This is a genomic window from Cryobacterium arcticum, from assembly GCF_001679725.1.
Taxonomy (GTDB): domain Bacteria; phylum Actinomycetota; class Actinomycetes; order Actinomycetales; family Microbacteriaceae; genus Cryobacterium; species Cryobacterium arcticum_A.
On record NZ_CP016282.1, the window covers coordinates 3,516,961 to 3,541,027 of the forward strand.

Annotated in this window: 17 protein-coding genes; 5 read left to right on the forward strand and 12 right to left on the reverse strand. The window is 68.9% G+C overall.

Annotated features, from left to right (window positions below):
* Window positions 1-135: 135 nt before the first annotated feature.
* Together PA27867_RS15990 and PA27867_RS15995 are read right to left on the reverse strand one after the other, a co-directional pair.
* Complete coding sequence (locus PA27867_RS15990; protein WP_335582767.1) at window positions 136-4,107, reverse strand: DUF4082 domain-containing protein; 3,972 nt, start codon at window positions 4,105-4,107, stop codon at window positions 136-138.
* A gap of 79 nt (window positions 4,108-4,186) precedes the next feature.
* A complete protein-coding gene (locus PA27867_RS15995) occupies window positions 4,187-5,251 on the reverse strand; it encodes a Gfo/Idh/MocA family protein (RefSeq protein WP_066598017.1) in 1,065 nt (354 codons plus the stop codon).
* A 499-nt stretch (window positions 5,252-5,750) separates the two neighbouring features.
* On the opposite strand from PA27867_RS15995, the gene PA27867_RS16000 reads away from it, so the two are divergent.
* The 4 genes from PA27867_RS16000 to PA27867_RS16015 are packed head-to-tail and all read left to right on the forward strand — an operon-like array spanning window position 5,751 to window position 10,627.
* Window positions 5,751-7,340, forward strand: coding sequence for a sugar transferase (locus tag PA27867_RS16000; RefSeq protein WP_084021233.1), 1,590 nt, complete (start codon window positions 5,751-5,753; stop codon window positions 7,338-7,340).
* Window position 7,341: 1 nt separating this feature from the next.
* Window positions 7,342-8,610 (forward strand): glycosyltransferase, encoded by a 1,269-nt coding sequence (locus PA27867_RS16005; RefSeq protein WP_066598024.1) that lies wholly within the window; start codon window positions 7,342-7,344, stop codon window positions 8,608-8,610.
* Window positions 8,607-9,575: a glycosyltransferase family 2 protein gene (locus PA27867_RS16010; RefSeq protein ID WP_157109264.1), complete on the forward strand. Its 969-nt coding sequence runs from the start codon at window positions 8,607-8,609 to the stop codon at window positions 9,573-9,575. Before PA27867_RS16005 ends, PA27867_RS16010 begins: the two co-directional genes overlap by 4 nt.
* On the forward strand, window positions 9,575-10,627 hold the full coding sequence (locus tag PA27867_RS16015; RefSeq protein WP_066598028.1) for a glycosyltransferase: 1,053 nt from the start codon (window positions 9,575-9,577) through the stop codon (window positions 10,625-10,627). The genes PA27867_RS16010 and PA27867_RS16015 overlap by 1 nt, the downstream gene beginning before the upstream one ends.
* Window positions 10,628-10,642: 15 nt before the next feature.
* On the opposite strand, the gene PA27867_RS16020 is transcribed toward PA27867_RS16015, so the two are convergent.
* From PA27867_RS16020 to PA27867_RS16065, 10 genes are all read right to left on the reverse strand, one after another.
* Window positions 10,643-11,332, reverse strand: a complete 690-nt coding sequence (locus PA27867_RS16020) for a hypothetical protein (protein ID WP_066598030.1) — start codon at window positions 11,330-11,332, stop codon at window positions 10,643-10,645.
* 138 nt (window positions 11,333-11,470) lie between these two features.
* A complete protein-coding gene (gene pip, locus PA27867_RS16025; protein ID WP_066598033.1) occupies window positions 11,471-12,427 on the reverse strand; it encodes a prolyl aminopeptidase in 957 nt (318 codons plus the stop codon).
* Between the two features lie 85 nt (window positions 12,428-12,512).
* Window positions 12,513-13,337, reverse strand: coding sequence for an ABC transporter permease subunit (locus PA27867_RS16030; protein WP_066598034.1), 825 nt, complete (start codon window positions 13,335-13,337; stop codon window positions 12,513-12,515).
* The gene (locus PA27867_RS16035; protein ID WP_066598036.1) at window positions 13,334-14,296 is read right to left on the reverse strand and encodes an ABC transporter ATP-binding protein; all 963 of its coding nucleotides are present in this window, start codon (window positions 14,294-14,296) and stop codon (window positions 13,334-13,336) included. The genes PA27867_RS16030 and PA27867_RS16035 overlap by 4 nt, the downstream gene beginning before the upstream one ends.
* 164 nt (window positions 14,297-14,460) lie before the next feature.
* Complete coding sequence (locus PA27867_RS16040) at window positions 14,461-16,557, reverse strand: acyl-CoA dehydrogenase (protein ID WP_066598037.1); 2,097 nt, start codon at window positions 16,555-16,557, stop codon at window positions 14,461-14,463.
* Window positions 16,558-16,771: 214 nt separating this feature from the next.
* The gene (gene recQ, locus PA27867_RS16045) at window positions 16,772-18,826 is read right to left on the reverse strand and encodes a DNA helicase RecQ (protein WP_167550858.1); all 2,055 of its coding nucleotides are present in this window, start codon (window positions 18,824-18,826) and stop codon (window positions 16,772-16,774) included.
* Between the two features lie 85 nt (window positions 18,827-18,911).
* Entirely contained in the window at window positions 18,912-20,345 is a 1,434-nt protein-coding gene (locus tag PA27867_RS16050) for a PepSY-associated TM helix domain-containing protein (protein WP_066598039.1), read from the reverse strand.
* A 360-nt stretch (window positions 20,346-20,705) separates the two neighbouring features.
* Window positions 20,706-21,395, reverse strand: coding sequence for a copper resistance CopC family protein (locus PA27867_RS16055; RefSeq protein ID WP_167550859.1), 690 nt, complete (start codon window positions 21,393-21,395; stop codon window positions 20,706-20,708).
* An 8-nt stretch (window positions 21,396-21,403) separates the two neighbouring features.
* Complete coding sequence (locus PA27867_RS16060) at window positions 21,404-22,114, reverse strand: YcnI family protein (RefSeq protein WP_066598041.1); 711 nt, start codon at window positions 22,112-22,114, stop codon at window positions 21,404-21,406.
* A 110-nt stretch (window positions 22,115-22,224) separates the two neighbouring features.
* Window positions 22,225-22,842 (reverse strand): hypothetical protein, encoded by a 618-nt coding sequence (locus PA27867_RS16065; RefSeq protein ID WP_066598044.1) that lies wholly within the window; start codon window positions 22,840-22,842, stop codon window positions 22,225-22,227.
* A gap of 100 nt (window positions 22,843-22,942) precedes the next feature.
* Between PA27867_RS16065 and pstS the strand changes: the two genes are divergently transcribed.
* Window positions 22,943-24,022, forward strand: a complete 1,080-nt coding sequence (gene pstS, locus PA27867_RS16070) for a phosphate ABC transporter substrate-binding protein PstS (protein ID WP_066598048.1) — start codon at window positions 22,943-22,945, stop codon at window positions 24,020-24,022.
* The last annotated feature ends 45 nt before the right edge of the window (window positions 24,023-24,067 follow it).

Consider the following 24,067-nt stretch of genomic DNA (forward strand, 5'->3'; position numbering starts at 1 on the left):
GCCGAACCGATCTGCCCCGGTGATCGTGTCGTTGTGTTCGTCGTCCGCTCGGATGAGGGCCCCCCGGTGTTTCGCTCATGAGTTACTCCTGCTTGTGTCGGTCATTGGACATCGTTGACGGCCGGCCTGTGCCCGCTACGGGGCGAAGACGACGTCGACGAAGTAATTGGAGGCGTTCCAGGAATACAGCGGGCGACCGCCCGCGGTGCCATAGAGGTAGCGTCCGTTGGTCGTCGCGGATGCGGTCAGGGGGCCGCTCGTTCGTGCCTGCGTGAAGTACGACGAGGTGTAGGAGTAGCGGCCGACCGGGGCGAAATACGAAACCGTGTATTCCTGGCCGGCGCTGATCGCCAGCGGGGTGCCGAGCTGCGCGGTCTGCCATCCGCTCGCCGTTTCACCCGTGAAGGTCACTGTGGCCAGACGCGCACCCGCAGATGACCAGATCGATCCGGTGTGGGTGCCGGTGTTGCCCTCGCCTTTGAAGAATCGGATCGCCCTGATCGATCCCGGTTGAGACGAGCTGAAGGTCATGCCCAGCTCCACAGCGGACGGGTCGTCGGTGGCGGCGAGCACCGTCGGCGTGGCCGAGGCGACCAGGCTGTATGTCGTGGACCCGGCCGCGGCCCTGGTCCGGAAGCTCCAGGACTTGGTCGCCAGGGCGGCGCCCGTCGTGGACGTCACCCCGCTCAGTGTCGCCGTGAGCGAGACGTCGTTCGGGAGCGGCTGCGTCGGCGTGAAGGTGACGGTCTTCCCATCCGCCGAGAGGCTCGTGGTGCCGGCCACTGCCGTTGTCCCCGCCGCGACGCTCAGGGCGTACCCGGGTGAAATGGCGGTCGAGAGCACGGCCGCGACCTTCGCAGCCGGGTCAACATCGACAGTCCCGTCTGGTGGGCTCAGGCTGGTCACAGTGATCGGTGCCGCGGTGTTCGTGAAGACCACGTCGACGAGGTAGCTGGCACCGGACTGGGCGCTGGGGAATCCGGACGAGTAGGTGTACGCGCCGGCGCTGGTGCCGGCCGTGAGCGGCCCGCGGGTCACCCCCGTGCCACTGAATTCACCCAGGGTGGCAGAGTATGTTCCGGTCGGACTGACGTACGAAGCGACGTAGGTGGTCCCCGCCGTGATCGCGACCGGCGTGGTGAAGGTCACCGTCTGCCAGCCCGAAGCGGTCTCTCCGCTGAAAGTCGCCGTGGCCAACTGGGTTCCGCCGGAGGTCCACAATGTCCCCGTGTGGGTTCCTGTGTTGCCCGCGCTCTTGTAAAAGCGGATGCCGGAGATGGTCCCGGCGGACGAGCTCGAGAAGCGCACCCCGAGAGTGACCAGGGTCCGGTCGGACACCTGCAGGATCGTCGGGGTTGTGGCATCCGTGTAGAGACCGCACGGGCACAGACCGTCGACGGGCGGCGGTCGCACCGTGGTGAACGACCAGGTGCCGCCGGTGGTGAGCGCACCTCCACCAACTGATGCGGTGGCTGACAACGTCACCGCATAGGTGACGAACCCGCTGAGAGCCGTCGCCGGGGTGAAGGTGGCTGTGCGGGTGGTCGCGTTGTACGAGACGCTGCCGCTTACCGCCGCACCGAGCTGGTCCTTCACCGAGAAGGCCACGGAGGCCGGCGTCACGTCACGGGAGAGCACGGCGCTGATCGTGGTGTCTACCGCCACGCTCGTCGCTCCGGGAAGCGGCCACTGGTTGGTGGCGGCCAGGCCGGAGGTGTCTGAGGCGGTGAACACGGCATCCACGAAGTAGTTGCCCTGCTGGTAACTGCTGCTGGGGAACTCGCCGATGGTGGTGTTATAGACCCCAGGGGGTGCTGCACCGAATCCGCCAGCAACCGTGAGTGGGGCCGCCGGGTTGCCACGGTATGCCCAATATTCGTTCGTTGCCGCGTAATGCCCGGCCGGTGCAGAGTAAGAGACCACGTAGGTTGCGCCTGCGGTAACCGCGACGGGCGTGGCGAAAGTGGCAGTCTGCCAACCGGAGGCGCTTTCGTTGGAGAACACGACCGTGGCCAGGCGTGCGCCAGCGGCGCTCCACAACGACCCGTTGTGAGTACCAGTGTTGGCCACGCTCTTGAAGAACCTCACCCCGGAGATGAAGCCGCTCTGGCTGGGCGTCACGCGCAGGCCGAGTTCGACACTAGAGCCGTCCCCAGCGTCAGGCGTCGCCGGAGTCTGCTGCCCGAAGACCGAGTATGGGCCTGTGCTGGCCACGGCGCGGACGAGCGGCGTTGCCGGGTAGTTGGCGCTGTCGTCAACGGCACGAACTCGGATGCTCGCGGCACCGACGCCCTGCTGAATATAGCTGTAGGTCCACGCGGTCGTGCCCGTCGCGCGGTGCCAGCTGGTGCCGCCGTCGGTGGAGACCTCCACCACGGCAACGCTGCCGCCGCCGGTATCGGCCGCGGTGCCCGTGACCGTCACCGAGGACCCGTTGGCCGCAGAGCTCCCGGCCGCCGGGCTGGTGATCGTTGAGGTCGGTGCGGCCGTGTCGGTGCTGGCCGTTGCCGCGACGAGGCCGGATGCGAGAGTACCGGGCTGCGCGCCCATGTCGGCTAGGAGGTTGACCTGGGCCTGTTGCATACGAACGTCTGCTGGTGCGCCGTCACCGTCGTGGGTCTGGTCGAGTCCCCAGGTCCACTGCACGCTCCCGGCCGAGAACACGAGTGCTCCACTCGGCGCCTTATACAGCGTGAGGTGATGGGTGGTTGTTCCGGGCGTTACAACGGTGCCGAAGTCTTGCAGATACTCCGGTACGGCACCCGTCGTCGTCGAAAGGGTGATTAATCCGGCGGGCCTGAAGCCGTTGTCGAGGTCTTCATCCGATTCGTAGCCCACGGTGTGCGGCGCGAGCACGGCGGTCGACCCACTCGCGATGTTGGCCAGACCCGTGTTTCGCCAGAGCCGGTACTTGCCCTCGGTCGCGGAGACCGTGACTGGCAGGTCAGAGAAATTCGATTGGAAGAGAGTTCCGGTGAGTTGGTTCTCCGGCCGGCCTGCGCCGTTGGCCTGGGAGGCGAAGCGGGGATCCCGCCAGGTGCCGGTCCACTCGGAACTGGGGTCGATCTTGTCGTTGCTCCAGGTTTCTTTGTAAGACACCAACGTGCGGTAAGCGGTCTGGGTCCCCACCGTCGCCGCCTCGTACCTCGTGTGCCAGTACACCTCGTTTCCCGAGAGGAACTGCAGGTTCACGCCCGCGTCCCTTGCCGCCTCGACGTTCGCGCGCTGCCCGGTGGACCAGTATTCATCGTGTCCGACCGAGAGGAACACCTTGTGGTTCTTCAGGGCCGCTCCGTATCGATCGGTGTCCACCCCGCTGAAATAAGACACGTCATACCCGTTGCGTTCCAGGAAGCGCACCATCGGGTATTCGTTGCTGAAATAGAAGTCCCGGCCGCCGATTCCGTCTCTGGTCGCCACAGGCCGGTTGTAGCTGATCTTGTAAGCCCGGCCGTTCGCCGCGCCCTGGTAAAAGTCGGATCCGCCGTAGGTGTTGTACGCCTGCCACGTCGGGTCCGAGGTCTGGAAGAGTACGGCTGAACGGCTCGCCTCATTGCGCACGACGAAGGTGATGTGGCTCTGACCGCCGGTATCGGCGCGAGTGAGAAGTGCAAAATAGACGCCGGATACGGCATCGGACGGCACGGTCCAGGATGCCGACAGCGCCCACGCACCGCAGTCGTACAGCTCAGTGCTCACGTCGCTCAGGCAGGCCGGCTGGGACTGGGGCAGGGTAGCCGAGGGGGTGACGTTGCCGATCTTGCGTGCGCCCAGCCCCTGGTACCACCCGGTGCGGTAGATCGCGATGGAATAGGCGCGGGCGTTCGTGTCGATCTTGAACCCCATCGTTCCACCGACGTTCACACTGATATCGGTCGAGAAACCCTGGATGCTGGGGTCGCCGGAGCCTTCAATGTCCCAGACCGACGGATTCGTGCCGGTGAGCGCATTCTCACAGGTGACCGGGTTGACCGCCGCGGCACATCCGGTAGCCGCTTGCGCCGGTGCCGGTACCGCTACCAGGAGCCCACAGACCATCAAGAGCGCCAGTAGCATCGCCCGCAGGCGTGACGACATCGAGGGCTGAATGGCGGAGTGGGTTCTCACAGAGGTGACAGTGCCATGGGCCGGCATCAGGCACACACCCCCGAATGGGGGTTGATTACCCGGCAACAACGCGCCGCCCTCACGGGTGGTCACCGGCCAGGGCGAGGTCAGCGCCTACCCGGGCTGCGGTGCCGGCTCCGGCGAGACTACGCTGCGCGGCGTCGAGAATCGTGAGGACCCTCAGGCCGGCCTGGCCGTCGGTGCGGGCCGGTCGCCCGGCGCCGATTGCCTCGGCAAATTCGTCCACCATCGAGCCCAGGGCCTCTTTCTCCGGCAGCGCCGGGGACCACGTGTCACCCAAGCGATACGAAACAGTGGCCGCCCTGCGTTCGACCCCGTCCAAGGCCTGTAGGTCGAGGTCTACTCCACGGTCGTAGACGCTGAGCCTCTGTTGCGGGTTGAGGTCGTCCCAGACGAGGGTGCGCTTGGTGCCGCCGACGATCATCTGGCGGATCTTGGTTGGACTGAGCCAGTTCACGTGCACGTGAGCCATCGCCCCGTGCGGCAGGGGCAGGGTGAGATAGCCGACGCAGGCCTTGCCCGATCCCAGCGGATCGGCGCCGACCGCGGACACGGTCAACGGTCGGAGACCGCCGGGGAGGAGGAAGTCGATGATTGCGAGGTCATGAGGGGCGAGGTCCCAGAAGACGTCCACGTCGGGCTGGATCAGCCCGAGGTTGATGCGCACGGAGTCGATGAAGAGGATCTCGCCCAGAGCCCCCTCGTCAATCAATTCGCGCATCTTGAGCACCGCGGGTGTGTAGCAATAGGTGTGATCCGCCATCAGAACCAGGCCGTTTTCCGCGGCCAAGTTCACCATGTCTTCCCCGCGCTCCACGGTATCGGCGAGGGGTTTCTCGACGAGCACGTGCTTTCCCGCGGCGAGCGCCGCCATTGCGATGCGATGGTGCGTACCTGCGGGGGTCGCGATGGCGATTGCATCGATGTCCTCGTCTGCGAGCACGTCGGCGAGAGCGGTCTCCACCCGGGGTGAGCCGCCCTGTTCGGCTAGACGGGTCGCCCGCGCCCGATCAAGGTCGCAAATGGCGGCAAGTTCCCACCGTGTACTGGACCGGAAGTTACGGGCAAGGTTCGGCCCCCAATAACCAGCTCCGATCACGGCGGCGCGCAGCTTTTCAGTCACATGATCCTCATTGCTCGGGATGGACAACGGATTCTCGGTGTGGTGAGAGCCGTACGACCGGCTCGCAAGGGACCCCCAACAAGTTGAGAGTCACTCAGTCGCATACAGTGCCACCGCATCCCAGGTTTCGCTTGCCCCCAACTGGGGGCTACCGCCTGGACCACCCCATCGGGATCTCGCGACCCGTTATTCCGCCCCCGTTCAGGTCACAGCGCCGAAAACATATTGCAGGGTATGGTCACGTCGTGGCTTGCTGAGCATCCGTCAGTTCATCTCGCGAGCCACACACCCTCAGTGTCATCGCGCCACCACAACCCCGACAACCGCAACTGCTCCATCACCCGTTTGAACCTGTAAACCCGAAATGCAGGGAACACACCGTGAATCCGTCTTTGAAGTGTCGGCCTATTCGTCGACCCACAAGTACGCCGCCACCCCGCCTGGGCAGCGTCAGTCCATGCTCGACCCACCCTGCGCCGGCGGGAGTGGTGGGCCGCCGATGAGTACTCCCAAACCGCGCTCGCCCTCGGCAGGCGGAGTGTCCAACGGCTTCCGGACCCCGCTGCAGCTGGTCCGCACAGCGGCCATACCACTTCCGAGGTTCCAGGCGCTGCCGGCCCGGCCGCAAACTGCCGAACCCGCCACCAAACCGGCTGTCGCCCTCTCCGGTGCGGCCTGGGCGCGGCACTACCGTACGAGGCTGAGATTCACGGATGCCGGTGTCATCATCGCCGTGGTCGGGACCGCATTCCTGGCCCGTTTCGTGCTGGGCGCACCGATCCCGAGCGCGGCGGAGATCCCGCGCGGATACTGGTTGACTCCCGCCCTTGTCGCCTTCGCCTGGATCGTCGCCCTCGCCACTTTTCGCACCAGGGACCCGCGAATCGTCGGGGTCGGGGCAACCGAGTACAAACTCGTCATCAATGCCAGCGCTCTAGCGTTCGGCATGCTGGCCATCGTTTGCCTGCTCCTGCAGGTCGACACCGCTCGCCCCTACTTCGTACTGGCATTGCCGCTCGGCGTCGCCGCGTTGGTGCTTGAGCGCTGGATCTGGCGGAAATGGCTCATCCGCCAGCGCCGGTTCGGGCACTACCTCGCCACGGCGATCGTTGTCGGCGACAGCGACGAGGTCGAATACGTTGTACGGCAGATCGATGAGAAGTCCGGTGCTGCCTACCACGTGGTCGGCGCGGCAATCGATGGATCGAATACCGGTGCCGTCGCGGTGGGTGACCACATCGTGCCTATCGTGGCGGACTTCGGAAACGTCGCCTCTGCGGCCCGGTTGATGCGAGTCGACGCTGTGATCGTAGCCGGGCACCCCAAGCTCGGCACCAAGTACATCCGCAGTCTCGGTTGGGACCTGGAGAGGACCTCCGCGGAACTCGTGCTCTCGAGCCGGTTGACAGATGTGGCCGGCCCGCGTATCCATTTCCGCCCGGTCGAGGGCCTACCGCTGATTCACGTCGAGATCCCCCAGTACGACGGGGCGAAACATATTCTCAAGCGTGCGCTGGACGTTGTCTTGGCCTCCGCGGCCCTGCTGTTGTTGAGCCCATTGCTCGCTTTCATCGCAGTGCTGGTGAAGGTCGACACCCCGGGGCCCGCCCTCTTCCGGCAGGAACGCCTTGGGCGCAACGGGCGCCCATTCCACATGCTCAAGTTCCGGTCGATGGTGCGCACGGCCGAAGACGACCTCGCCGGACTTCTCGACAAGAACGAGGGTGCGGGTGTCCTCTTCAAGATTCGCAGCGATCCTCGAATCACGCCTGTCGGCCGATTCATCCGCAAGTATTCGCTGGACGAGCTGCCCCAGCTGTGGAACATCGTGAAAGGCCAGATGAGCGTCGTCGGGCCCCGCCCGCCGTTGCCGTCCGAGGTGCAGAACTACGAGACGCATATGCACCGCCGGTTGTACATCAAACCCGGACTGACGGGCATGTGGCAGGTGAACGGGCGCTCAAACCTCAGCTGGGAGGAGAGCGTGCGGCTGGACCTCTACTACGTCGAGAACTGGTCGCTCGCCGGCGACCTCATGATCATCTGGCGCACGGTGAAGATCGTGCTCCGGCCGTTGGGCGCGTACTGAGATGCCGGCACCGGATCACTCCCAGCCCGAGAGCAGGTTCACCGCCCGGGCGCTGCGGATCGCGATGATCGGCACCCGTGGGGTGCCTGCCACTTTCGGCGGGTTCGAGACCGTGGTGGAGGAGATCGGGCGGCGGCTAGTGGACCGCGGCCATGCCGTGACGGTGTACTGCCGGGCGCCCGGCGGCGCGACCGGCCCGGTTCCTCCGGGGACCGCCTACCTGGGCATGCGACTCGTGCACCTGCCGGCGCTGCGGTCGAAGGCCCCCGCGTCCCTCAGCCACACCGCGGTCTCGGTCGTGCACGCCGCCACCGGAGCGCGCCCCGACGCCGCTTTCGTCTTCGGCTACGCGAACGCCCCGTTCCTGCCGCTGCTGCGCCGGCGCGGCATCCCGACGACCGTGCACCTGTCCGGCGGCGAGTGGGAACGCGACCGCCGGGCCCGGCGGCGCGGGCGGTATTCCCAGTGGGCCGAACAGGCGTCGGTGCGATCGGCCGACGCCCTCATTGCCGACTCCCGGAACGTCGCGGACTACTACAGCAGGGAGTTTGCCGCTTCGACCGAGCTGATCGGCTACGGGACCCGGCTGCTGCATGATCCGCCGGCCACTCGTCTGGCGGAGTTGGGCCTGCGGCCGCACGGGTTCCACCTGGCGGTGGCCCGGTTCGGGCCCGACAACCATCTGGACGCGATTCTCGACGGCTACCGGCGGAGCAGCGCCCGCTTGCCGTTGGTCGTCGTCGGCAGCCCGGGCTCTGGGACCCAGGCCCGCCGCCTCGCCGCGTTGGCCGAGGAGCCCCGGGTGCGTCTGGTGAGCGGGCCGTGGGACCAGGAGCAGCTCGATCAGCTGTATGCCCACGCGGTGAGCTACCTGCACGCGCACTCGGTGGGAGGCGCCGACCCATGGCTGTTGCGTGCAATGGGTGCCCGCACCGCCGCAATCGCCTGGGACGTGCCCGTCAACCGCGAGATGCTGGGCGCCTACGGGGCCTACTTCCACGACCCCCGCGCACTCGCGGCGTTGATCGAGGATGCGGAGTTGAACCCGCACCACACGCAGGAGGTCAGTGAGGCGCTGCAGCGTCGTGCGGCCGCCCTGTACAACTGGGGCCACGTCACCGACGGCTATGAGGACCTCGCCCAACGTCTCGTCTCCGGCCGCAGCACCCAGGGGGCAAGCCCCGGGCGCAGCGCGCACCCGCGCCACCGTGTGCCTCGGGGATATCCGGCGGAACCGGAATCCGTCGTCGAACGCGAGCAACCGACATGATGCCGTCGGCCGATCTGGGCATCGTCGTGGTCAACCACGGCTACCCCGACCAGCTCGAACGCAACCTGGTGGGAATCGGACAGAGCGTCCGGCCGGCCCTGGTCGTAGTGGTCGACAATTTTTCCGGGATCGCCCAGCGGGAAGCGACGACTCGGCTCTGTGCCCGCGAAGGCTGGACCCTGCTCGCCCCCGGACTCGATCTCGGCTTTGCCGCCGGAGCCAACGCTGGGGCGCGGCTGCTGCGCTCGCGCGGCTGCAACCTGCTGCTCCTGCTCGATCCTGCGGTGTGGATCGACGCGGCCGGGGTGCTCGTTCTGGCTGCAGCCTGCGTCGCCGACCCCCAGCGCATCCTCGGCACGAACATTCGCCGCCAGGATGGTTCGATATGCGACGGCGGCGGCACCGTGGACATCCGCCGCGGCCACGCACCGACCCGTGACGGCGCGGCCGGTTCAGCACCGGACGGCTGGCTCAGCGCCTCGTGCCTGATGATCCACGGCTCCCTGTGGGACTGGCTGGGCGGCTTCGACGAAACCTACTTCCTCCTCTGGGAGGACGTCGACCTGTCCTGGCGCTGCGTGGCCGCCGGCGGCAGCCTGGCCGTGCGTGACGACATCATGGTGCTCCGGAGCGCGCCGGATTCCGTGCCGGCCGTCGGAGCCGATCTGGTGCGGCTCTACTCGAATTGCCGGAACCGGCTCGCCTTCGCCGCTGAGCATCTGACCCGCCGACAGCTGCTTGGATGGCTCCTGCACAGCCCGGGCTACGCCGCGGAGGTGCTCCGGGCCGAGGGCCGCCGGCGTCCTGCGAGGCGCGCGGGGCCCATGCTGGCCGCCGCCGTTCGCGGCACTGCGGCGGGATCGGCTGTGGCGCTGCGCCGGCTGAGCGGGCCGGCTCCCTATCGGCCGGGCGGGCGCCGCGCCGACGAGCGGCGATCGGCTCCCGAACAGAAGACCATCGGGTGATGCGGGTCCTGCAGTCGTTCCCGGGCGCGCCGAGCACCACCAATCCCTATCTACTCCAACTCAGCACGCACCTGGGCCCGGATCCAGACGTTCTCGGCTTCAGCTGGGAACGCGCCCTCACGGAACGCTACGACGTGTTCCACGTGCACTGGCCCGCGGCCTTGCTGCACGGTTCGACCTCGTTGCGCAGCCTGGTGAAGCGTCTGCTGTTTCGCGCGCTGCTCTTTCGGCTGTGGCTCGGCCGCCGCCGTACCGCCCTGGTGCGTACGGTGCACGACGACCATGGCCAGAGAGCGGGTAGCCGGACCGAACGGGCGCTGCTGGCGCGCCTGGATCAACGCACGACGCTGTGGATCCGACTCACTCCGGCGACTCCGATGCCCCCGGCCGCGCACGTGCGCACGATCGAGCACGGTGACTACCGCGAGTGGTTCGGCTCGATCGACGGGTCGCCCGCGATGATGGGCCGGCTGCTGTTCTTCGGACTCATCCGTCCGAACAAGGGCGTGGCGGACCTGATCGAGGCCTTCACCGACCTCCGCGCCGGCCCGGATGGAGAGGCCTTGTCCCTGCGGGTGGTGGGCAGCCCCACGACCACGGCCGTCGGCGCGGAGATCCTCCTGGCCGCCGGAGCCGATTCCCGGGTCACTGTGTCGCTCGGGCATCCCGGCGACGCCGAGCTGGCCGCGGAAATCGAGCAGGCCGAACTCGTCGTGCTCCCGTACCCGGACCTGCACGGTTCGGAGGCCTCGGTGCTCGCCCTGTCGATGGCCCGACCGATCCTGGTGCCCGGCACCCCGGTCGCCCGAGTGCTGCAGACCGAAGTCGGTGCAGGCTGGGTGTTCACCTATGCCGGGGTCCTCAGCGCGGCGACACTCGGCGACGCGCTCACCGGCTGCCGGGCGGGGAAGCCCGGTGCGGGCAGACGGCCGGACCTGTCGGCACGCGCCTGGCCGCTCATCGCCGCCCAGCACCGGGCCGCGTACGCAACCGCTGTGCGCCTGGTGAAACGCGAGACGGAGCCGGTCCCCGCGTCCGCCGAACCCGGCTGACGACGGGACGCCGGTCTACCGAGGCGCGGAACCCACGAACGCAACGGCCGGCACACCGGCAGCGTAGGTCACGCAGACCTTCACCACCGCGCGCTGGTCGACGGGAACGGCGAAAAGGAAATCGGCCGTGGTAGCGGCGCCCGGCAGGAGGCTGTCGGGAAACGAATGACCGTCCGAATCCGGTCGGCCGGAGATGGGCAGTTGCTCGGCGCCCACGGACAAGGTCACCTGCACTGATCGCAGGTTCATCGCGTCGGGAGTGTCGTTTCTCAGGACCACGCTGACGCGAAGGGCCGGGACCGCTGCCCCATCCTGGACCACGTTGGCGGTGACCGATTGCAGTGGCTCAATACCGAAAACCACCCCGGGCACGGGCGCGACCGGCGCAGTCAGCGACACCGGAGGGAGCTCAGCCAGGGGCTTCACGGCGACGGGCTCTATCAAGGGCTGCGTCTCGGAACCGGCCGGAGTGAGCGTTCCAGCGTCCGGCGGAGCGGTCACCGGTACCGCGCTGAGCCCGCCCTCCACAGAGGTCAGGCGGGCAGTCTCCCCGGTCGCGCCGGCCGGTGGCGACCCGGCGGGGCCGGCGATTTGGAGGCTCGCCGCGAACAGCACGACGGCAACGCCGACGAGTAGGACGACGCCGCCGCCGGCCCCCCACCGGCGCACGCGGGCTTCACCGCTGGGGGTGTCGGATCTGGGCATAGTCGGGTAAGCGCATGTCGGGTTCCTGCCGCTGAGGCCGTTTCGGGTCGGCTCACCAGTCGGTTCGCTGGTCCTGACATTTAGGCACGGTCCCGCTCCGCTGCCAAGGCCCCCGCCCAGCCCCCGGGTTGCGGCGGGCTACCCGGCGAAACGGTCGGTGGCGTCCAGCAACGCGGCGCGGATGCCCGGTTCCTCGAACGAGTGGCCGGCATCCGGAATCATCTGGAAGTCGGCCTCCGGCCAGGCCTGGTGCAGCGCCCACGCCGTGAAGGCCGGCGTGCACATGTCGTAGCGGCCCTGCACGATGACGCCGGGGATGTCCTTGAGCTTGCCGGCGTCGCGGATCAGCTGTTCGGGTTCGAACCAGCCCTTGTTCATGAAGTAGTGGTTCTCGATGCGAGCGAACGCCACCGCGAAGGCCGGTTCGGTGAACCGTTCGATCGTCTCGGGGTGCTGCAGCAGGGTGATGGTGGACGACTCCCAGGTGGACCAGGCCACACTCGCGCGTTCGCGCACCGACTGGTCGGGGTCGTGCAGCAGGCGGCTGTAGGCCTCGATAAGACGGCCGCGCTCCGCGACGGGCACCGGGGCGATGAAGCCCTCCCACAGGTCGGGGTAGATGGCCGCGGCGCCGCCCTCGTAGAACCAGTCGAGCTCGATCGGGCGGAGCGTGAAGATGCCGCGCAGCACGAGTTCGGTGACCTTCTCCGGGTGCGTCTCCGCGTAGGCCAGCGCGAGCGAGCTGCCCCAGGAGCCGCCGCAGACGAGCCAGCGGTCGATGCCGAGGTGCTCGCGCAGGCGCTCGATGTCGGCGACCAGGTGCCAGGTGGTGTTGCTCGACAGGTCAGCATCCGGTTCGCTCGCGTGCGGGGTGCTTCGCCCGCAACCGCGCTGGTCGAAGAGCACGATGCGGTACTTCTCCGGGTCGAACACCCGGCGCTGGGTGGGGCTGGACGCGCCGCCCGGGCCGCCGTGCAGGTACACCGCCGGCTTGCCGTCCGGGTTGCCGGAGACCTCGTAGTAGAGGGTGTGGCCGTCGCCGACGTCGAGCATGCCGGTGTCGTACGGTTCGATCTCGGGGTAGAACTCTCTCATGTCTCGAGCCTACGGCCCGGCCCCGGGGCAGGTCGGAGGCTCGCGGCGCACCTGCTCGAGGCGCGCCGCGAGCATCCGCCGCGCCTTAGGCGTCCCGACGTTTGAGCAGCACTGCCGCCCCGGCGAGCGAGACGGCCACCCAGCCGAGCACGATCAGGATGTTCTGCCACGGCTCCATCGAATCGCTACCGGCGAAGATCGCGGTGCCGGCGTTGGAGAGGATGTACGGCAACAGGTCGGCCGCCCAGTCCGCCGGGATGAGCTGGAACACGGTGGGCAGCAACAGGATGACGCCGAGTGTCGCGGCGATACCGCCCGCGCTGCTGCGCAGGATCGTGCCCATACCCAACGCGAAGACGGCCACCAGCGACAGATACAGCGCGGCACCCAGCAGCGGAAGGAAGAGGTCGGGGTCGGCCAGACTGGCCGAGAGGCCTTTGCCGGCCAGGATCGGCGACGCCACCAGGTACGAGCCGACAACGCTGACCAAGCCCACGACGTAGGTGCAGACGAACAGCACGATGGCCTTGGCGGCCAGCATGGGCAACCGGCGGGGCACCGCGGTCAGGCTGGACCGCACCATGCCGGTGCTGTACTCGCCACTGATAGAGAGCACCCCGAGCACTCCGACGACCAGCTGGCCGAAGATGATGCCGAAGGTGGACACCTGGATGATCCAGCTGCCCTGTTCGGACTCCGGCACCTGGGTTCCCTCGAGGTTGAGGGTGCTCGACATCAGCAGTGCCATGCCGAGCGAGATCACGATGACCGTGGCGTAGGACCAGATGGTCGACCGCACGGTGCGGAGCTTGATCCACTCGGAGCGCAACAGACCGGCGAAGCTGAGCGGTGCGCCCGAGACCACGAAGGCGGGGGCGAACGGGGTTGTGGGGGTCACGGTGCTGGTCATCGGGCACTCTCCTGCAGGTCGGCCGTGCGGAGCTCTGCGGCGGGGTCATCGGCCGAACCGTGCGTGCGGTATTCGACGTCGTTCTTGGTGAGGGCCATGTAGGCCTCCTCGAGGGACGCGCTGATGGGGGTGAGCTCGTGCAGGGCGATGCCGGCGCGGGCGGCCTGGTTGCCGATCTCTGCGGCGGTGAGTCCGACGATTTCGAGTAGGTCCTTCTCGGACTGGGTGACGGTGACGTCGGCGCCCGGGAACAGCGCGGCGAGTTCGGGTGCGTACGGGGTGCGCACGCGGACGGCCTTACGGGTGGCCGCGCCGATCAGGTCGGCGACGGGGGCATCCGCAATCACTCGACCGCGTCCCAGCACGATGAGGTGGTCGGCGGTGACGGCCATCTCGCTCATGAGGTGCGAGGAGAGCATGATCGTGCGGCCCTCCGAAGCCAGGTGGCGCACCAGCTGGCGCACCCACTGCACGCCCTCGGGGTCGAGCCCGTTGACCGGTTCGTCGAGGATCAGCGTGGCGGGGTCGCCGAGCAGGGCCGCGGCGATGCCGAGGCGCTGACCCATGCCGAGGGAGAAGCCGCCGACGCGCTTGCGGGCGACGGATTCGAGCCCCGTGAGTTCGATGACCTCCTTCACCCGGCTGGCCGGGATGGAGTGGGTGGCGGCCATGGCGAGCAGGTGGTTGTAGGCGCTGCGGCCGGTGTGGATCGCCTTCGCGTCGAGGAGCACGCCGACTTCGCGGAGCGGTGCCTTGTGCTCGCGGTACTGCTTGCCGTTCACGGTGACCGAGCCGTGGCTGGGCCGGTCCAGGCCCACGATCATGCGCATGGTGGTGGACTTGCCTGCGCCGTTCGGGCCGAGGAATCCCGTCACCCGGCCGGGCTGCACCGTGAAGTCCACGGAGTCGACGGCGGTCTTACTTCCGTAGCGTTTGGTCAGGGACTGTGCCTGGATCATCCGGTTCTCTTCCCTTCGTCTGCGGGAAAAGATGCATGCCGCATCGTCCCCCACACACGAGAGTAGGGGCACCGGCTGGGCGCAGCATCCGTCGAGCGGATGGTTTTGCCGCGTCCGGCCTCATCCGCGCGCCCGACCCACCCCCAGTCCGGGGGCGGCTGAGGTCAGGAGCGGCAGGCCGGTTTCTCGGGGACGGGGACGGTGCCGGCGGCACGCTGATCGCGGTAGTACTGCCGGGCCTCGACCTGACGTTCACGCTCGGCCCCGGTGGCGATAGCCGCCCGCAGGTGCTCGGGGGCGTAGCCGAAGGCGTTGACGAGGTCGAGCGCGTGCGGCCGCAGCCGGGCGATGATGCGATCGATGTAGGCGGTCACGGCCTGGGCGCGCTTGCCGGAGAGGCGGCCGTTGATGAGGTACCAGGCCGCGTGTTCCTCGATGAGGCGGAGGCCGAAGAGGTCGCGCAGCCAGGTGAGCACCTGCCGGGTGCCCGCGTGGGTGGTCGACTCGACCGCCCGGGTGAACGCCTCCCACTGCAGCAGCTCGGCGTGCGCGCGGGCGGCCTCGATCAGTTCGTTCTGGTGGCTGTTGAAGAGGTCCGCCGCCTCCTTCTTGGGCAGTTTGCTGGCATTCCGCAGCGACTGGGCGATACCGGCGATCATGGTCTCCACCCGGTCGGTGAGGAGGGCCCGCTGGGTGCCTGTCTCGCGCAACTGCCCGACGCTCCGGGCCGTGGAGCCGAGGTCGGCGACCGACTGGCCCAGCCGCCGCAGGCCCGAGCCGTGGTACGCCCGGCCGGCGGTCTGTTGCACGACATACCGGGCGAGAGCACCGGCATCCGCACCGGCGAACTTGCGGTTGTAGTCGGTGAGCAGGCGCTTGGCCACGAGCTGCAGGAGCACGTTGTTGTCGCCCTCGAAGGTGGCGTAGACGTCGAGGTCGGCGCGGAGGCCCACCAGCCGGTTCTCGGCCAGGAAGCCGGCGCCGCCGCAGGCCTCGCGGGCCTCCTGCAGCGTGTCCAGCGCGTTCCAGGTGGACAGCGGCTTGAGCGCCGCAGCGAGGGTCTCCAGGTCTTGCCGGTCGAGATCCGTGGCCGCCGCGCCGCTGAAGACCTGGTCGAACTTGACCAGGAACTCGTCGTGGGCGAAGGTCTGGGCGTAGGCGGTGGCCAGGCGCGGGATGAGCCGGCGCTGGTGCCGCTGATAGTCGAGGATGACCTCTTCGTCGGTGTCGCTGCCGGCGGTGAACTGGCGGCGTTCGCTGCCGTAACGGATGGCGATGGTGAGCGCGAGCGCTGAGGCCTGCGTTGCGGCGCCATCCAGGGACACCCGGCCCTGCACGAGCGTGCCGAGCATGGTGAAGAAGCGCCGGCCGGGGCTGCCGATCGGGCTGGTGTAGCTGCCGTCGACGGCGACGTCGCCGTACCGGTTGAGCAGGTTCTCACGGGGCACCCGCACGGAATCGAAGTGCAGACGGCCATTGTCGATGCCGTTCAGGCCGCCCTTGAGGCCGTCGTCCTCCCCGCCGATACCGGGCAGGAAGGCGCCCGTCTCGTCGCGAAGCGGCACGTAGAACGCGTGCACCCCGTGATTGACGCCCTGGCTGATCAGCTGGGCGAAGACCACAGCCGCGATGCCGTCGTTGGCGGCGTTGCCGAGGTAGTCCTTCCAGGCCGCGCGGAACGGGGTGTGCAGCACGAAGTTGCCCGCCTCGACGTCGTAGGTCGCGGTGGTGCCGATGGCGGCGACATCCGACCCGTGGCCGGTCTCGGTCATGGCGAAGACGCCCGGCACGTCGAGCGTCATGATGCCGGGCAGCCACTTCTCGTGGTGCGCGGTGGTGCCCAGGTGCAGGACGGCGGCGCCGAACAGGCCCCACTGCACGCCGGCCTTGATCTGCAGGCTCGGGTCGGCGGTGACGAGTTCCTCGAAGCCGGCGATGTTGCCGCCGTGGTCGTCGGAGCCGCCGAGCGCAACGGGGAACGCGCGGTGCACGTGCCCGTTGTCCGCCAGGATCTTGAGCTGGTCGAGCACGCGGAGACGGTGGTCGGCCATGGACTGGCCCTCGATGCGCTGCAGGTCAGGGCGGGCGGTGAGTTCGCGGGCCTTCAGGCGCACGTCGGCCCAGGTGCCGAGCAGGGTGTGCTGCAGGGCGGGCAGGTCGATGCGCGGGGCATCCGGGTCTCCCGCGACCCGGACGGGGCCGGTGTCGGTGTCGACCGCGTTGGGCCGGGAGGGGGTGGGGCGCTGGGCAGTGTCAACCATCATTGGTCCTTACGTCTTCGCGCGGGCTGGGGAGTGTTCGACCACGTTAGGTCGGGTGGTTCCCGCACGGAAATAGTGCGTGATGGGGCTACAAAGAACGGCTCGGCCGGGCGCACTCGGACTGTAGCTCTTCTACAACAGCCGGGCACCGCGACCCACCAAGGGCCACAAAGATAAGACGGATGCCCGCCGGCGAAGTGCTGCCGGGTTCGGGTCAGGCGTTCGCGGCGACGACCTCGAGCAGGGCCTCGCCGTAGGAGTCGAGCTTCTTGGCGCCGACGCCGGTGATGCCGTCGAGGTCGGCCAGGGTGCGTGGCTTCGCCGCCGCGACCGCCACGAGGGTGGCGTCGCCGAAGACGACGTAGGCGGGAACGCCCTGTTCCCTCGAGGTGGTGCTGCGCCAGGCGCGCAGGGCCTGGAACAGGGTCTCCTGCTCGGGGCTGAGCTCGGCGAGTCCGGCCTTGGCAGTGGCGGCGCGTGCGGCCGGGGTGCGCTTGAGCGGCCGGTCGGGTTCGCTGCGCAGCTGCACGGCACGGTTGCCGGCGAGCACCTCGGCGGCGGCCTCGGTGAGAATCAGGGTGCCGTACTCGCCGGAGGTGGCGATGAGACCCTGGGCGAGCAGCTGCCGCACGACGCCGCGCCACTGCTGATCAGTGAGGTCAGCGCCGATGCCCCAGGTGGCCAGCTGGTCGTGACTGTGCTGGGTGGTCCGCGGGGTGGTCTTTCCGCGCAGGATGTCGATGAGCTGGCCGGCGCCGAACCGCTGGTTGCGCTCCCGCAGCAGGCGCACGATCGTGGAGAGCAGCTTCTGGGCGGGCACGGTGCCGTCCCAGGCCTCCGGCGGGGTGAGGCAGGTGTCGCAGTTGCCGCAGGGCTCACTGGCCTGGCCGAAGTAGCGCAGCAGGTTGACCCGGCGGCAGTGCACGGTCTCGCAGAGGGCGAGCATGGCGTCCAGGTGGGCGCTCATCTTGCGCCTATGCGCCAGGTCACCGGGCGACTCGTCGATCATGCGTCGCTGCTGCACGACGTCCTGCAGGCCGTAGGCGAGCCATCCGGTGGACGGCAGGCCGTCACGGCCGGCCCGGCCGGTCTCCTGGTAGTAGCCCTCGACGGACTTGGGCAGGTCGATGTGGGCGACGAAGCGCACATCCGGCTTGTCGATGCCCATGCCGAACGCGATGGTGGCGACGATGATGACGCCCTCCTCGCGGAGGAACCTGGACTGGGTGCGGGCGCGCAGGCCCTGGTCGAGGCCCGCGTGGTACGGGTAGGCGTTCAGGCCGTTGGCGCGGAGGAACTCGGCGGTCTGTTCGACGGTCTTGCGGCTGAGCGCGTAGACGATGCCGGCGTCGGTGGGGTGCTCGGCCTTGATGAAGCTGAGCAGCTGCTTGCGCGGCTCGTTCTTGCCCACGATGCGGTACTGGATGTTGGGCCGGTCGAAGCTGGCGACGAAGTGCTGCGCCTCACCCATCTGCAGGCGCTCGGTGAGTTCCTTGTGGGTGGCGTCGGTGGCCGTGGCGGTGAGCGCGATGCGCGGCACGTCGGGCCACCGGTCGGCCAGCTCGGACAGCGCGAGGTAGTCGGGGCGGAAGTCGTGGCCCCACTGGGACACACAGTGCGCCTCGTCGATGGCGAACAGGGCGATGGTGCCGCGGTCGAGGAACCGTTTGGTGGCCTCGTTGCTGAGCCGCTCCGGGGCGACGTAGAGCAGGTCGAGGTTGCCGGCGAGGTAGTCCCGTTCGACTTGGCTGCGGGCGGCGGCGTCCTGGCTGGAATTGAGGAACGCGGCTCGCACGCCGACGAGGGTGAGCGCATCCACCTGGTCTTGCATGAGTGCGATCAACGGGGAGATGACGATGCCGGTGCCCTCGCGAACGAGCGACGGGATCTGGTAGCAGAGGCTCTTGCCGCCACCGGTGGGCATGAGCACGACCGCGTCGCCGCCGCCGATGAGCTGGTCGATGATCTGGGCCTGTTCGCCGCGGAAGGAGTCGTAGCCGAAGACGGTGTGCAGGGCCTCGGCGGCGGTCGCGAACTTGGCGGTCGCGCGCTTGGGCGGCGGCGGGGCGAGCAGCGTGGCGCCGCCGGCGGGCGGGGCGTAGTCGCCGAAGTCGACCGGGCCGGCTCCGGCCGGGGCGGATGCGCCCTGCCGGGCGGCGGGCACGGCGGAGCCGCCCTGACCGTAGGGGTCTGGGGGCGGTGGGGCATCGAAGTCGTCCGGTGGCTCGAACTCGTCAGGATCCCACGGTATCTCGGCGTTCCAACTCACCCGCCAACTCTACCCGCGCCCGCCGACGCCGCCGGGCGGCCCCTCACGATCTGTGAGCGGCCGCCCGGTGGTGGTGGTGGTGGTGTCAGCTCGGGGTGCTCCGCGGAGCGCGGAGGCTCAGCAGCGCGTCGACCACGATGAAGACCAGCAGGCTGATGCCCACCAGCGGGAAGAACAGGCCGACCACGAGGGCGCCCGCGGTCACCGCCAGCACACCCCACCAGGGGGCGCGGGCGAGCGCGCCGGCCGGGGCCGGGCGGCCCATCTTCGCCCCGCCGCGGGTGGGGCGACGCTTCCACCACATCAGGTACCCCCAGCTCACCATCGCGGCCAGGCCGAGGGCCGTGGCCAGGAGCACGAGTTGGTTGGCCAGGCCGAACATGGTGCCCATGTGGGTGTCGATGCCCCAGCGGGTGAGCTTGGCGGCCAGGTTGAAGTCGGCGAAGTCGACCCGGTCGGTGACCTGGAGGGTGCTGCCGTCGACGGCGACGGAGTCCACCTCGGTGGGGAAGCTGCGCTGGATCTCCTGCACCACCCAGGCCTGGCCGGCGGCGGACGGCGGACGGATCTCGACGAGCCCGGTGTTCACGTTGACGGTCTGCGCCACGGCGAGAACCGCGTCGAAGGTGGCCGGGGCGATGACCGCCGTGGATGCCGTGGCGGTGCCGTGCCCGGCGTGCTCATCGGCCACCGCGGGCACGGGCTGCCCGAGGTCGGTGGAGATCGAGGGTGTCCCGAGGTTGAACGCGGCCCGCAGGTCGGAGACGTTTTGGCCCGCGTACTGCGACCAGGTGATGCCCGTCGCCGAGAGGAACAGGGCGCCGACCAGAAGCCAGATGCCGGTGGAGGCATGCCAGCTGAACAAGCGGCGGTATCCCCTGGCCTTGTTGTTGGGCCGCAGCAGGTCCTTCTTGGCACGAACCCGGCGGATGCGGATGACCCACATGGCGCCGCCGGCGAGGACCACGACGCCGAGCCAGCTCGCGGCGAGCTCGCTGTAGAGGCGACCGAAGTCGCCCAGGTGCAGGTTGCGGTGGAACTGGTCGATCCAAGTGCGCAGCGGCAGCACACCGCTGGTGCCGTAGGCGGTGAGGTCGCCCCGGACCTCTGCGGTGGCGGGGTCGACGAAGATGGCCCGGGACTCGCTCTCGCCGAGGCCCTCGGCGGTGAACATGACCCGGGTGGTGTCGCCGTCGTTGGGCGCTGGGCGCACGGCCACGAGGGCACCCTCGTCACCGACGACGGCCTGGGCGGCTTCGATCTGGTCGGCCAACGGCAGGGTCGTGTCGGAGACCGGCGCGTGCAGCTCGTGCGCGTAGACGGCCTGCTCGAGTTGTGGGGTGGCGGCGTAGAGGGCCCCGCTGAGGGCGGCGACGAGAATGAACGGGCCGACCAGGATGCCGGCGTAGAAGTGCAGGCGCAGGAGGAACGCGCCGAACCAGGGCTGCCTGCTGGGTGGAGTGACTGGCTGGTCCGGGGTGGGCGGCGGGGTGTCTTCGGTGGTGGGGATGGTGGTCATGAGAGGTCCTTCGGGGTGGTGGAGAGAGTGGTGGTGCCCGACTAGACCGACCGATGGTCCTGGTCAGGTCAGCGGGACTGGTCGCGGGGTCTCGACAGGCTCGACCGACGAGATCGTCGCGACCGCGAAACAGGTCACGCGGTCTCGACAGGCTCGACCGACGTATTGGGTGCGTTGGCAGGACGGAGTGCGAGGTCTCGACAGGCTCGACCGACGTGTTGGGTGCGTTGGCAGGACGGAGTGCGAGGTCTCGACAGGCTCGACCGACGTGTTGGGTGCGTCAGCGAGACCGGGTGCGAGGTCTCGACAGGCTCGACCGACGCAGGGGTCGCCGTGGCGGGATTGGTGACGTCGGCGGGACTAGGGGGTGGGGCGGCGGCGCAGGAGGAGGAGCGTGACGCCGATCGCGATCAGGATCGCCACGAGGGCTCCCCCGATCCAGAGCAGGTCGCTGCCCTGCACGGCCGAGCCGGCACTGTCCTCGACGGCGTCAGACGTCGCCGCATCGGTGTCGGCAACCCCAGTGCCTGTCCCACTCGTGGCACAGGTGGGAGCGGTGGCCGAGCCCTCGCCGAGCACCTGGCTGGCGTCGGGCTGCCAGGTGAAGGTGAAGGTGTCGGAGATGGAGTGCCCATCCGTGGACACCGTCTGCCACACCACCGTGTACTCCCCCGGCTGGCCGAGCTGCACCTCGGCCTCGAGCGTCGGCCCGAAGACCGAGGCGCAGCCGTCGCCGTAGTAGAGCGGCGCATCCGTCGGCCCGCTCACCTGCATGGCGCTGCCCGACCCCTCGCCCGAGAGGTCGAGCAGGTTGTCGTTGGTGGTGATCTTGATCGCACCGGGCTGCTCGGTGACGACGGACCCGGGTGCGGGTGAGATATTCACCACCGAGTTGTGCGCGAAAGCGGGGGCCGCGGAGGCCCCCAGCGTCGCGCCCACGACGACCAGAGCGGTCAGCGCCGCACGGCCGAGCACGCGAATGGCCGAGGGGCGGCGACGGACACCGGTCGCGAGTGTTCCACGGCGTTCGGGGAGAGGACTGCGAGCCACGGGCAGTCCTACGCCGCGTTCTTGCGACGGGAGGCGACGGCCACGACAAGTCCGACGGCGCCCACGACGAGTCCGCCGATGCCCAGCAGACGGGCCAGCACATCATCGGAGGCGACCGGGGTGCTCGCGTCGGCGTCATCCGCCGACGCTTCGGTACCACCGTGGCCGTGGCCGGCCTCGGCCGTGGCCTCGGTCACGACGAGGGCCGGGGCCGGATGCGCCGGCTCGGCCTCGCCCTCCACCGCGGCGTCGCTCCAGCTGGTGGAGCCGACCTCACAGGTCTGCAACACAGGGAACGACAGGGTCTTGCCGACGGCGTCGGCCGGGATCTGCAGACTCAGGGCGAAGGTGGTGCGGTAACCGTCGGCCAGAGGCGCGTCGGCCGTGTAGGTGACCTGGCCGACCCGCGTGGTGATGGTGTCGCCCTCGCCGTCCTCGAGTGGGGTGGCGAGGTCGACGGCCACCTTGGCCGCGGTCCAGCCGGGGTTGACCGTGGGGGTGACACTCGTGATGGTGTCGGGGATGTCGATGGTGATGCCGGTGGTGGCGGAGCCGTCGCAGCCGTGGCCGACGGAGAAGGTGAGCAGGCTGTAGGAGCCGGCGGCGGTCGAGGACGGTTCAACCTCGACGTGGGCGCTGGCGGCCAGCGGGGCAGACAGGGCGAGCAGGCCGGCACCGAGGAGCGTGGTGGCGGCGAAGACGGGCGTGGAGAGCTTCATGGGTAGTCCTTGGGATCGTGGCTGGTCGCCCCGGCTGCGGACCGCTCGGAACGGCGGGCAGGCAGGGTCGACAAAATGGGGGCACAACGTCGGAAGGCCTGAGGCAGACCTCAGGCGACGAGGCGCAGCGGCGGCCCACGATGCCGCATGGGACTGAGCAGAACGAGTTGGTCGCGCGGCGGCAGCACGGCAGACACGGCCACAATGGCGCGCGGGATGCCGGGCACCGGCGTGAGCGCGACGACACGCACGAGAACTCCGAAGGCCACCTTCAGGGTGGTGAACAGACCCCAGAAGGCACGCTCACCGAACCGGAGCGCCACCACGGTGACGACAGCGGCAAGCACGTGCGCGATCGGCATCATGAGGCCGTGGCCGGCCGCGGACATGGCAGCGGCCTCCCCCGGCATCAGCGTGACAGCCTGGCCCGCGGCGTGCGCGTGGCCGGCCGGGGCATCCGCGACGGCCAGCTGCCCGCCTGCGCCGCCGAAGGAGAACAGGCCGTGGAAGATCACCTGGCTGACCAGGACCGCGAGGGCGAGACGCCAGGTGGAGAGGGTGCGGCCGGACAGTGCGATCGAGACGATGCCGGCGAAAGCCAGGGAGACCACGACCGCCAGCAGCCCCGGAACGGCGCCGCCGCCCAGGGTGTGCGACAGTGCGGCGACGAACGTGGAGAAACCCGCGACGATCCACCCACGGGCGAAGCGCGCCCAGCGTGTGGTCATGATTCTCCCTCTACGAACGTGCATCGAATCTATCAGGGACACGGCATCCAGGTGCCTCACGGGGTACGTCCCGGTGCGGTCAGGCAGAATGGGAACCGTGATGGCAACGAAACGGCACCCGGCAACCTTCCTCGGCGCGGGAGTCGCAGCGACCGTCCTGTTCCTATCGGGCTGCGCCGCCAATGAGGCCGGCGACGAACCGAGCGACCTGGCCGGCACCCTCGACGGCGCCGGATCGAGCGCACAGGCATCGGCCGAAGACGTCTGGATCTCCCAGTTCCAGCGCGCCAACGGCAGCGTCACCATCAACTACGACCCCACCGGGTCCGGGGCCGGCCGCGAGCAGTTCATCGGCGGCGGCGTCAACTTCGCCGGGTCCGACTCCGCGCTCAGCGACGACGAACTGGCCGGCTCCTTCGGGGCCTGTGCGCCGGGTTCCGCCGCCATCGATCTGCCCGTCTACGTGTCCCCGCTGGTGCTGGTCTACAACGTCGACGGGGTGGACTCGCTGCGCCTGGACCCGCAGACCATTGCGAGCATCTACTCCGGCGCCATCACCCGGTGGAACGACCCGGCCCTCGTGGCCCTGAACCCCGACGCCGGGCTGCCCGACGAGCCGATCTCCGCGGTGCACCGCTCGGACGACTCCGGCACCACGAAGAACTTCGCCGACTACCTGTACCAGAACGTGCCGGATGTGTGGACGAACGAGCCCGCCGACGCCTTCCCGTACCCGGGCGAGGGCGCGCAGGGCAACTCGGGCGTGGTGAGCGCGGTCGCCAACGGGCGCAACACCATCGGGTACGCGGATGCGTCGCGCGTGGGCGACCTGTCGGTGGCCGCCCTCAAGGTGGGCAACGACTTCGTCGACTACTCCACGGAGGCCGCCGCCGCGATCATCGACGAGTCGCCACTGGTGGCCAGGGACAATCCCAATGACCTCGTGGTGGACGTGGATCGCACGTCGACGGCAGCCGGGGTCTACCCGCTGGTGTTGGTGAGCTATCTCATCGCGTGCGAGGAATACCCCGACGCCGACCAGGCCGAGCTCGTGTCCGCATACCTGGGCTATGTCGCCAGCCCGGAGGGCCAGAACGCTGCCGCGGAGAGTGCGGGATCGGCCCCGTTGTCTGCGGAGTTCTCAGCCCGGGTGCTCGACGCGATCGACAGCATCCGCTGAGCCGCAGCTGAGCACTGAACGGCAGATGGATATCTGTGGAGCGTC